The following is an 11,826-nucleotide window of genomic DNA, read 5'->3' on the forward strand; positions in this document are numbered from 1 at the left end:
ATTGGTTTTGGTAAACAAATATAGAAAGAAAGAAGTCTGACTTTTTTAAAAAATATCAAGAAAATTCACATTAAATATGATTTTTTTGATATAAAATTTCGGAAATACTGAAATTACTGGTGTTATTTAACTAATTTTATACCAGATAATTATAAAAATATAATATTACAAATACTACATTTATGGGAACTGTGTCTGAAAAAAGCACCCAATCTGAAAATAACAACTTACAAAAGCAAATTTTAATTGTCGAAGATCAGTTTATTGAAGCGCATGATCTGCAATTAATTCTCGAAAAGGCAAACTATAATGTCATTGGAATTGTACGTTCTGTTGATCAGGCTTTGGAAGTAATTCAGATCCAAAAACCGGACTTGATATTTGTAGATATTATGCTGAAGGGAAGCCAAACCGGAATTGAGCTTGCTCATATTTTAAAAGAAAAAAATATTGGTTTCATTTTTGTCTCGGCCAATTCAAGTAAAGGAATTTTAGATCAGGCGAAGACAACTCATCCATACGGATTTATCGTAAAACCGTTTCGGGAACAAGATATTTTAACGACGCTGGAAATTGCTTTTTACAGACAAAAGTATAGCTTGGAATCGCAGTTAATGCAACAATTGGAATTGAAAAATGAGATAACGGAATTGATCAATTCCAATCTAAAGTTAGAAGATGCTTTATTAGCTTTCGCTAAAATCATTCAGACTTTTATCTCTTTTGATTATCTGGAAGCCGGATTTGTAAATGCAGAAAAATATTCAAACCTCGGAATCATCCGAAAAAATATCAATCAATACCAAATTATCAATGTAGAAAAGCTTTCGCAGATTGCCGAAATATCCATTCGGGAATTGAACGAAACCTATATAAAATCGCAAATTGATATTAAACCAATTATTTACAGCGAAGAATCTCTGATAAATAATTTTCAGGCTGCGCCGATAAAAGGAATTATTTCGCATAATTTCGGAATCAAATCGTATTTGGTTTTCCCACTTTCTATTGCTGTTTCACAGCGTTTTTGCTTTACATTCTACAGTCGTAATTTTAATGTGTATTCAGATGAAAATCTGAAATTATTATCCAATCTTGAAAATACTTTTTCTCAGTTTATTTCCCGTTTTTATCTGACTGAGCCAATAATTCGTACTGAACCTAAAGAGATTCCTGTAAAAAAAGAAAAAGCAGAAAACATAAAATCAGGTTTTGAAGGTATAATTGGAAACAGTTCGCAAATGGTAACGGTTTTTAATTACATCAAAAAAGTGGCACCATCGGATACTTCTGTTTTGATTTTAGGAGAAAGCGGAACAGGGAAAGAAAAAATTGCCAAAAGCATTCACGATTTATCTCCAAGAAAAGATAAACCGCTTATTATAATAAACTGCGGAGCCATTCCTGAGAATCTGGCTGAATCGTTACTTTTCGGACATGAAAAAGGTGCTTTTACAGGAGCAACTGAAAAACGAATTGGGAAATTTGAGCTTGCAAACGGCGGAACAATTTTCTTAGATGAAATAGGAGAGATGCCTCTGGAACTTCAGGTAAAATTATTGCGTGTTTTGCAGGAACGAGAAATTGAACGTGTCGGCGGATTAATGCCGATAAAAATTGATGTCCGAATTATCGCGGCAACCAATAAAAATCTGGAAGAAGAAGTCGCAGCAGGACGCTTTAGAATGGATTTGTATTATAGACTTCATGTATTCCCTATAATGGTTCCGTCTCTAAAAAAAAGAAAAGAAGATATTCCGGAATTGACAGACCATTTTATAAATATCTACAGCGAAAGAATGAACCGAAAAGCTCCTGTACTTTCAGAAAACGCTTTACAGCAGATTATGAATTACGACTGGCCCGGAAATATCAGGGAATTAGAACACCTTATTCAACGCACCATTTTACTCACCGAAGGCAATACGATTAAAAATATCGAGTTTTCGCCTTCCTCCAAAATACATGCACAACAGCAAAGCACCGATTCATTTTCGATTAAAACCATCATGGAAAATGAGCGTGACTACATATTATATATACTAAAAAAATGTAATGGAAAAATTTCAGGAGCAGGCGGTGCCGCCGAAATTCTGGACATTCATCCTTCGACTTTAAATTCGAAAATCAAGAAATTAGAAATTAAAAGAGAAATCAGTTAGTTTGATTTATAGTAACGAATGTTTTTAAACACATAGAAACATAGCTTTTGTTACTGCTGAAAGGCATTTCACTTTTAATAAAACACATAGCTATGTGTTAGAAACTAGTTTCTTTTAGTTATCTTTTCACTGTAAAGAAATATTTATGTTTCTATGTGTTTAAAAAAATAATCAAGTAACTTTCTCAATCCATTTTGAAATACATTCTGCGACTTCCTCCCATTCAGACTGTAGAATTACAAAATGATTTTTGTTTTTAAATTCCTTATAACAAGTTATAGAATGCACATTTCTGTGTTTTTTGAAATTCCACAAAACGAGTTTTGGAGTAATAATTTGATCTTCTGAACAAGAAATAAAAAAGAGCGGAACATGTTTTTTCCTGAAATTGATTTGAGCATTTTTTGAGAATAGATTTCGAAGCGCTTTTTTAGATTCCGGAATAATTAATTTCTCGTATTCTTTTTGCTGTTCTTTGGCAGGTACATTAATAAAGAAGTTATTTTGCCAGTCTTTATAAGGTAGAATCACTGTTTTTTTAGGAGAGAAAACATTCCACGTATAACCTAAAATAGTTTTATAAAACGAAAATTGGAAAGCCGTAAAACCTTTTGGAGGAAAAGAATTGATGCAGATTCCAGCTTCGGCCAAATCTTTCTGAATGAGTAATTGCACTAAAAGTCCGCCATAAGAATGTCCTATTAAAATAGGTTTTTCAGGAAGTTTTTCAATGATTTCCGTATAATAACACAAAAGATCAAATAAAGTAATCGATCCAATTTTTACGCACGGATTCTGTTTTCTTAAATTTTCTACCGAATCATTTTTATGAAGCCAGGGCGGAGCGACCACTTTGTATCCTTTGTTTTCAAAAAAAGCAAGCCATGCTTCCCAATAAAAATGACTCACAAAAGCTCCCGAAATAAACACAATCGTTTTTGTATTAGAAAGATACATAGCAGGAATTTTTACGTTATATTTTAAAATACAATCTATATGCCTGTTTGAAAAAGTCTTATTATTACTGAGCTGATGAGGTTTTGACTCAATTGGAATTATTATATTTCGTTAAATACTTTTTAATGTATTGAAATATCATTTTTTTGAATGTTCACAATGGGAAATTAGGCGCGGATGAAACGGATTCGCTTTGCGAAAACGCGGATAAAAACGGGTTTTTCATTCGCATCTTAAAAAAAATCCGTGTAAATCCGTGTCTTTGCGATAGCAAATCTGCTTCATCCGTGTGCGATTCTACAGCATTTAGTAGTTTGTTTTTAAAGAAAATGTACCTTTAAAAAATCTAACTAACCTAAAAAATGAAAACACCACATTTCAGAATACAAACACTTTTATTCATTTTGGTTCTTTTACTTCAATGTTTTTTCAATACTGTTTATTCGCAAAAGATTTCCTTTAAAATAAAACTAAAATCAGAAAGTAAAGTAGAAATAAAAGCTTCTCCATTAAAATTCAATAAACATTTTGCTTACAGTTTTACGCTTGATGATGGTTATCGTTCAGCTTACTTAACCGCTTTCCCGTTATTGAATGGCGGAAAAATCAGTAATCCGGATAAGAACGAATGGAAAGTCGATCAGGGAGGAGACGGAACAACTTCAAAAGGTCTTTTTTATTCGGACGGATTTGGAAATGAAATTCCGTTTAAATTGGCATTAGCTATCAATGGCGCATCTATTCATGATTCTCCGGAAAATCGTGGGCATCTTTCATGGACAGAAATAAAAGAAATGTACAACGCGGGCTGGGATATTCTGAATCATAGTTTTCATCATGCGACCAAACACGGAACAAATTATAAGACAGAAGTAATTGACAATAAAGCTTCAATTCAACAAAATTTAGATTTTACGATGTCTCATTTTGTAGTTCCGGGTGGAGAAGGCGATCCTGATTATCATTTAGAATATGAAAAGGAAGCTTTGGCAAACGGACATCTTTCTGTTGCTTCCTATAAAGGTGAAGGACCAGTTTATAAGGTAAATTCTAAAGTCGATTTAGATAAATTGATTTCGGCCAGAACTTTTGTCTTGAGTTCAAAAGATACAACGAGTTTTAAAACGATGGATCGTTATTTAAAAACCATAGATTCGATTGTAAAACAACCAGAAAATGTTTGGTTCAATGATTTTACACACGGAACAGGAAACGGAAATTTGTGGAATTTAAGCATGCGTTTCCCAGATTTCAAATATTATATGACAACACTAGCAGATAAATATGGTGCAAAAGGAAATGATTCTATCTGGATGGCACCGTGGCAGGAAGTTTACGAATACATTTGGCTAAGAGACCGAATCAAAATCGAATATAAACAAAACAAAAAAGAAATAGAAGTTACAATTATAATTCCTGAAATTCCAGAAGTGTTTCGACACAGAGATATTTCATTAAATATAGAAACACCATCGAAATTTGAAATCGAATCACCCAAAGATTTGAATATAAAAGACGACGGAAAAACAACTCATAAACAGATTTTAATCCAATTGAAATAAAAGTTTAGCCACAGATTAAAAGGATTAAAATGATTTTTTGGCTTGTGCTAAAAATCATCACAAAGATTCATCTCTCAAAATAAATAATCCTTCTAATCTTTTTAATCTGTGGCTTAAAAAAAATAATTCGTGAAAATTCGTGGAATTAGTGGCAAAAAAAAAATCAATTAATCTCTTTCTCGTTGTCCTTTATAAAAGTATCGATATTCATTAAATACGGATCAATTACAATTCGCTGAGGTTTTGTTTTCAGTTTAATCTTTCCTTCAATTTTATTGTTTTTTACTGCGAAAGGATAACGAAACAGCTTACCATTTTCATCATAAATTCCAATATCTATTGTTGGATCATTTACTATTAAAGTACGTTTTCCAGTAGCATTTTCTCTGAATTTTTCAGAAACAGCTTTAAAAGAAATTTCATAAAAACCATTTTTGTTCTGACTTTCAACCGAATTTATTTTAGAAGAATACGTAATAATCTGCTTAAACATTTCATCCAATTTAGGATGCGGTTTAACATCTGCAACAGCATAAATTTCCTTTAATAAACTCTCAGCATCAGGAATCGGATTTGGATATTTCGAATGATTTAGAAAATTTCGCAAAGCCAGATTCACTTTTTCTTCCCCAATCAAAACTCTTAATTGGTGCATCACCAGCATACCTTTATCATAAGGCAGATGTGGAGTTTCATAATTGGTTTTATATAAAGGTGTTTCAGGCTCGTAACTGCGGCTGCTTAAATACAAATCGAGATGAATTTTTAAAGTTTCCAAAGCTTTTTCCAAACCATGTTCTTTTTCGTAAAGCATTAATTCGGTGTATTGCGCGAGCATTTCGGTCAAAAGCCAGCTTCCTTCTTTTTGTTCCGGACTTATCTGCGCATTTCCCCACCATTCGTGCGACATTTCATGTGCTGTCAATTGGTTGATAATATCTTCTTTGTCCTTGTTGTTGAGGTTGCTGTAAAATCCGAAATTCTCTTTCATATAAACCGTAGACGGATAAGAAGTCGCGGCAAATCCATCAGCGAAAGCGGAAACTTCGGCATAACGAATCGTTTTATACGGATATTTTCCAAAATTACTTTGGCAGTAATCCAGCGTATTTTTTACATCCTGAATCAGTTTTGCAATATTTCTGGAATGCCTTTTATCATAATAAACTTCGATTGAAATGCCTTTATAATTTGTTTTTTTGATTTCATATTCAGCAGAAGAAAAAGCAAATCGAAACGGAATTTTTCCGTTAGATTGATAATGAAAATAATTTCGGTCGTCTTTTTTCCAGTTTCCAATTAAATTCCCAACCCCAATGGCAGTTTGATTTCCAGAAGTCGAAACAACAGCATCGTAATCAATAAAATCATTTGCAGCATTTGATTTCTCTTCCAGTTTTTTCAATGGAGTCTGAGGTTTCAAATGCCTTTTCGTGCGCTCTTTTTTACTACTGATTTCATTCGAATCCTGATAACCAAAAAGTGGAAAATAACGACTTATTCGCATAAAAGATCCATTTTCGATTATAGAATTAAAAGCAGTATGTTCTTTAAATGGCGACCACGAAGATTCAAAAGAAAAACTCATTGTCATTTTTTGTTGAGGTTCTAAAGGTTTTTCCAATCGATACCAATAATGATGAAATGCCGAAACGTCATTTAAGTTTTTAGCATTCGGAATTTCAAAAGAAACAAGTTTCGAATTTCGATCTATATATAGGAGTAAACTATCAATTGGTTTTTCAGCGTTATTGATTAATTCATAAGTTCCTTTTACTTCGTAACGGTTTTCTTCGGGAAATAAATCAACATTACTTTTTACGGAAATAATCGTTGGCTGAACCAGATTCGTATATTTTTTAAACTGACGTTCGTATTGTTCGCTCCAATTATTCTGATCATCTTCGGTCAAATAAGGATATTCGATATTCGTTTTATAAAAAAGATAACTTCCGAAACCAATAAAAAGAAGAATTCCAAAACCCAAAGTTGCTTTTTGAATTGTATTAAATGAATTTCTGCGAAAGGTTTTTACAATTGACGTATTTCTTTTCCATAAAATCCCAGTCAAAGTCAAAAGCACTAAAGCCAAACCAAGATTGTAAAACATCTTAATATGAAACGGAAAAGTATAAGTTCCAAAACCATTCAAATCAAAATATTCTCTTTTAAAAGAATCTCCAAATCGTAATAACGGATGAGAAATTCCCAGTTGTTCGCCAATTCCGGTACAAAACAAAATGCAGATAAAGGCAGAAACGGCCAATCCTAAATATTTGTTTTTAACGAAAGTCTGAATCGTAATGACCAAAATCGAAATCAACAACAACGGAAATCCGAGATAATAAAATAAAGAAAGATAAAGACCAATTTCGATAGGAGCATTTGCATGAACAAGCTGAAATCCGCATCCAATCAAAATACTGATACTGATTATGAGTAACGGGATAATAAAAAGCGCCGTTAATTTTGCCATTAAAACTGAAAATTGAGAGTAAGGAGCTGTATTTTCCAGCATTTCAAATTTCGAATTCTCGCTTCGGTTTACTAATTCATTGCTGTAAAATAGAAGTATTAAAATCAGGATAAACGGAAGACGATCCATTATAGTCGAAATCATCAAAGCCGTATCCGTAATTTTTTCCGCTAATCGGATTCCGCCGTCAATTTCGTCTGAAATCTCAATCATCAGTAAACCAGAGAATAAAAGTACGATCAGTAAAAACGGAATTCCTTTCAAAACCAGAAAAATATCCATTTTAAGATTGCTCATAAAAACGGCTGAATTATGTCTGAAAGTTTTGAATTCGATGTTTTTCGGAACTTCGGAAGAAAGAACTTTTGTTTGTTCTTGAATAACTTTTGTTGTTTTTACTTTTTTAGTTTTCGTTTTTCGGAAAGAAAACAATCTGTAAGAAATAAAAATCAACAGAAATGAAATAGTAATCCAGAGAATTCGGTTGTATAAAAAATTCCCCGAAAGCGAAACCAGTTGGGTATTTTTTTCGATGGAAGTCCAATATCTCGTTTGTTCCAAAAAAGCCGCCAACCCAAACGGATCAACCTTTGCTGCCCAAGACATGGCTTTCGCCGAAGAAGGAGAAGCATTGGCAAATATGGGTGAATTCGAAAATATCGAACCTGCTATATAGAGGATGTAAATTAATAAACCGCCAACATAAATAAAAAGTTTACTTCTGGTAAGCCAAGCCAAAGCTGTCAATATAGAAAGGCATAAGAAAATATTCGGAATCACAATTACCAAATAAGGCCAGAGATAATTTAGAATTTTAAAAGGACCAATTTCACTTTCAGAAAGCCAGGACATTTGATGGCCAATGATCATTCCCAGAATAAACATTCCAAAAGAAACCACAGCAATACTAAAAGCCGTAATAAATTTGCTTCCCAAATAATGAAACTTCGAAACAGGCGAAGAGAAGATAATGGAATCGAACTTGGTTTCATATTCTCTCAAAAAACTCTGCGCCGCCAGAAGTGTAATCGAAAATATCGTCATAAGTGAAATCAAGCCAATCGCATACGTAAGCACATACGGACTGTTTTTATAAGCACCCGAAAAAGAGAAATTCGCAAAAGCACTCACAAAAAAGCCTAAAACCAAATAAATAATAAATGTGGCATAAAATGTCCAGTTTCTGGTATTGTTATGCCATTCAAATCGAATTAATTTAGAAAGCATAGCCTTAATTTTTAAATTGATTTTGGGATAAAACACTGAAATAAACATCACTTAAATCTGGCGAGATCAATTCAAAACCAGAACCAGGCTGATAATCTGAGAAAACATGAATATTAATTTTCCCTGAATTCAAGTGAGAAGAAATAATATCGAAGTTTAATTTATGATCTTCTAATTCCCATTTCTGAATCGCCTTGGTCCAGATTTTACCTTTCAAGGTTTCAATTGTTTCATCAGGTTTTCCTTCGAGAATCAATTTTCCGTTAGAGATAATTGCCATTTTTGGACACAAGTCACGAACGTCTTCTACAATATGAGTAGATAAAACCACAATGATGCTTTCGCCAATTTCGCTCAACAGATTATTAAATCGGTTTCTTTCTTCAGGATCCAATCCAGCCGTTGGCTCATCTACAATAATAATCTTCGGATTTCCCAACAAAGCCTGAGCAATTCCAAACCGTTGTCGCATTCCTCCCGAAAAAGAATGAACCGCTTTGTCTTTATGCTGCAATAAATTGGTCTGCTGTAACAAATACAAAATCTGATCGTGTCTTTCCTTTTTATTGACGATTCCTTTTAAAATAGCTAAATGATCGAGCAGACGATAAGCAGAAATTTTAGGATAAACTCCAAATTCCTGTGGCAGATAACCCAAATTTTGTCTGATAAACATTGGATTTTCAATAATATTAGTTCCGTTAAATTCAATAGAGCCAGAAGTTGGTTCCTGTAAAGCGGCAATCGTTCGCATTAAAGTAGATTTTCCTGAGCCATTCGGGCCAAGCAGGCCAAACATGCCGTTTGTAATTTCAAGCGATAAATGGTCGATCGCTTTTGTACCGTTCTCATACGTTTTGGTGAGATTTTTGATTGATAAACTGTTCATTTTTTGATTGATTTTTGATGATTGATTGAATAATGATTTGAAAAGTTCAGGCAATAGAATTCCTGTCGGCTTCAAAAACCGATTTTTTTATAAAGAAGAAATAAGATTTAAAAGAAAACTATTCAGCTACATATTCTAAAATATCACCTGGCTGGCAGTCCAATATTTTACAAATCGCTTCAAGTGTATCAAATCGGATTCCTTTTGCTTTCCCAGTTTTTAAAATGGATAAATTGGCGGGTGTGATATCTAGTTTCTCTGCCAATTCTTTACTCTGCATCTTACGCTTGGCAAGCATTACATCAACGTTTACAATTATTGGCATAGTTATATAAATAAGTCTTGTTCGTTCTGAAGGTTTAAACCTTGTTTAAAAATAGCTGCTAAAAAATAAGCAAAAGCGCCCAGCATTCCGTGCAGTATAATAAAAAGCGAAACTTCGTTATCCAACGGAACAAAAAAGAAAGCAATGAATATTACGATAGACGGAATTAATAAATTGGATAAATAAAATCGCCTTAAATGTGAAATACCATTTACTGTAAATAATTTAGGCTGAAAAAATATTCTGAAAACATTGCTGCTCAATAAAAAGAATAATCCGTACAAACTCAATGGCGCCAGAAAATCGAATAAAATATAAGGCAGGTTATAATCGCCCAACATCAATGGGTGAGAAGTAAACGGATAACAAACCTGAAAATACTTTCCATTATCTTTAAAAGTCAAAAACAGTCCTGTTGTTAATGTGAAAACAGAATAAAACGCCAAAAAGAAATAAACCACAGCTAAAAATCGGGTGAAGTAAAATAGTATTCTCGATACAATATGAGTTGTCTTCATATATCTTAAAAGTTAGATTGATATTGCAAATGTATAATTAATTATTGTAAAACGATAATTAATTATCAAAAAATAATTATTACAGAAGTTAAATTGAATATTATAATTCTCTTAACATTAGAAAATAAAAGGCATCCGAATAAATGAGTTAATTTTGCATATTAGCATTTTTTTATATGAAAAACCCAATTTCAGTCTCATTATTAGACCTCGCTATCATTACTCAGGATAGCAATGCATCAGAAACATTTCAAAAAACAAAAGACATAGCGCAATTAGCAGATACTTTAGGATACAAACGGTTTTGGCTTGCAGAACATCACAATATGGCACATGTTGCGAGTACAGCAACAGTTGTTTTAATTGGTTACATAGCCAGTCAGACAAAAGATATCCGAGTAGGATCTGGTGGAATCATGCTTCCAAATCACTCTCCTTTAGTAGTGGCAGAACAATTTGGAACTTTGGAAACACTTTACCCAAACCGAATCGATTTAGGTTTAGGAAGAGCGCCGGGAACAGATCAGCCAACAGCCGAAGCCATTCGAAAAGACTTTTTTGAGCAGGCACAGCGTTTTCCGCAAAACGTGAGCAAGCTTCAAGAATACTTTTCAAGTGAAAATGCCACAGGAAAAGTGCGTGCTTTTCCAGCAGAAGGTTTAAAAATTCCAATCTGGATTCTCGGTTCAAGTATGGACAGTGCAGCATTAGCAGCAGCTTATGGATTGCCTTATGCTTTTGCCGGACACTTTGCACCAAAATTGATGATCCAAGCATTTGAATTTTACAGAGAAAATTTCCAGCCTTCAGAATTTTTGGATAAGCCCAAAACAATGTCATGTGTAAATGTAATCGCAGCAGACACCAATGAAGAAGCTGAATTATTGTCTACAAGTTTGTATCAAATGTTTTTGAACTTAATTAGAAACGATCGTAAAGGTTTACAGCCGCCTGTTCCGTCATTAGATGATATTATGAACGAAGCAGAGCGCTTCCACGTCAATCAAATGACGGCAGGAACTTTTACTGGAAACAAAGAACAGTTAATAACCGATTTGAAAAAGTTTATTGACTACGCCAGAATCGATGAATTGATGATAACAAGTCCAATCTACGATCATCAGGCAAAACTAAAAAGTATTCAAATCACAAAAGAAGTAATTGATAGTTTAAATGAAAGTATACATATATAAGTACACTATATAATATAATAGTAGATCTCATCTGAATAACCCGACAGTTTTCCAAAACCTGTCGGTTTTGTTTTTTTACACATATATATAATAGTTTAATTCCGATTTTCCGTAGAGACGCACCGCAGTGCGTCTAATGCGTATAAAGGACATGAAAGAGGGATAAGATTTAATCAATGCAATTGGAATTTGGAATTTCAAAAATTAGGATTTAACTTTTGAGGAGTCATTTCACGCTATCCGCTTCACACGAGCGATAGCGAACTGACGAAGTAATCTTTTTGTGGCGAACCCCGCCACAAAAAGGATTTCTCCCGAAGCTTCGGGACTATCGGGGCTAGGGGATGGGTTTCCAGAAGAAATTTCACTGAAGAATGGAGGATGTTTCAGAAAAATAAGAGAAAAACTCAGCGACTTTGTGACTTTGCGAGATTAAAAAGAGCATAAAAGAAGCCTTCGCGTCTTAGTGTCTTTGCGGTAAACCACCCCAGGAAACAGCAAAACAAAGAAAAACCCC

The 11,826-nt window shown here is 33.5% G+C and carries 8 protein-coding genes; 3 read left to right on the forward strand and 5 right to left on the reverse strand.

Translation table 11 applies throughout. The annotated features are described in order from the left end of the window. Positions 1–182 precede the first annotated feature (182 nt). Positions 183–2,162: a sigma 54-interacting transcriptional regulator gene (locus ACODST_RS15485; RefSeq protein WP_488933003.1), complete on the forward strand. Its 1,980-nt coding sequence runs from the start codon at positions 183–185 to the stop codon at positions 2,160–2,162. A 171-nt stretch (positions 2,163–2,333) separates the two neighbouring features. Here the strand turns inward: ACODST_RS15485 and ACODST_RS15490 are convergent, their stop codons facing one another. Beyond that, entirely contained in the window at positions 2,334–3,119 is a 786-nt protein-coding gene (locus tag ACODST_RS15490; RefSeq protein WP_488933004.1) for an alpha/beta fold hydrolase, read from the reverse strand. A 362-nt stretch (positions 3,120–3,481) separates the two neighbouring features. Between ACODST_RS15490 and ACODST_RS15495 the strand changes: the two genes are divergently transcribed. Further along, on the forward strand, positions 3,482–4,681 hold the full coding sequence (locus ACODST_RS15495) for a polysaccharide deacetylase family protein (protein WP_488933005.1): 1,200 nt from the start codon (positions 3,482–3,484) through the stop codon (positions 4,679–4,681). 163 nt (positions 4,682–4,844) lie between these two features. Here ACODST_RS15495 and ACODST_RS15500 read toward each other — a convergent pair whose 3' ends face one another. The 4 genes from ACODST_RS15500 to ACODST_RS15515 all read right to left on the reverse strand — a co-directional run bounded on the left by ACODST_RS15500 (position 4,845) and on the right by ACODST_RS15515 (position 10,116). Beyond that, a complete protein-coding gene (locus tag ACODST_RS15500; protein WP_488933006.1) occupies positions 4,845–8,384 on the reverse strand; it encodes an ABC transporter permease/M1 family aminopeptidase in 3,540 nt (1,179 codons plus the stop codon). Positions 8,385–8,388: 4 nt separating this feature from the next. Further along, positions 8,389–9,273, reverse strand: coding sequence for an ABC transporter ATP-binding protein (locus ACODST_RS15505; protein ID WP_488933007.1), 885 nt, complete (start codon positions 9,271–9,273; stop codon positions 8,389–8,391). A gap of 118 nt (positions 9,274–9,391) precedes the next feature. Next, positions 9,392–9,598 carry a helix-turn-helix domain-containing protein gene (locus ACODST_RS15510; RefSeq protein WP_012024053.1) on the reverse strand — a complete coding sequence of 69 codons (207 nt, stop codon included), beginning with the start codon at positions 9,596–9,598 and terminating at the stop codon, positions 9,392–9,394. Between the two features lie 2 nt (positions 9,599–9,600). After that, entirely contained in the window at positions 9,601–10,116 is a 516-nt protein-coding gene (locus ACODST_RS15515; RefSeq protein WP_488933008.1) for a DUF2975 domain-containing protein, read from the reverse strand. Positions 10,117–10,292: 176 nt separating this feature from the next. Here ACODST_RS15515 and ACODST_RS15520 point away from each other — a divergent pair, with 176 nt between their 5' ends. Then, positions 10,293–11,309, forward strand: a complete 1,017-nt coding sequence (locus ACODST_RS15520; protein WP_488933009.1) for an LLM class flavin-dependent oxidoreductase — start codon at positions 10,293–10,295, stop codon at positions 11,307–11,309. Positions 11,310–11,826: the final 517 nt, after the last annotated feature.

Source organism: Flavobacterium sp. FG19, from assembly GCF_057809475.1.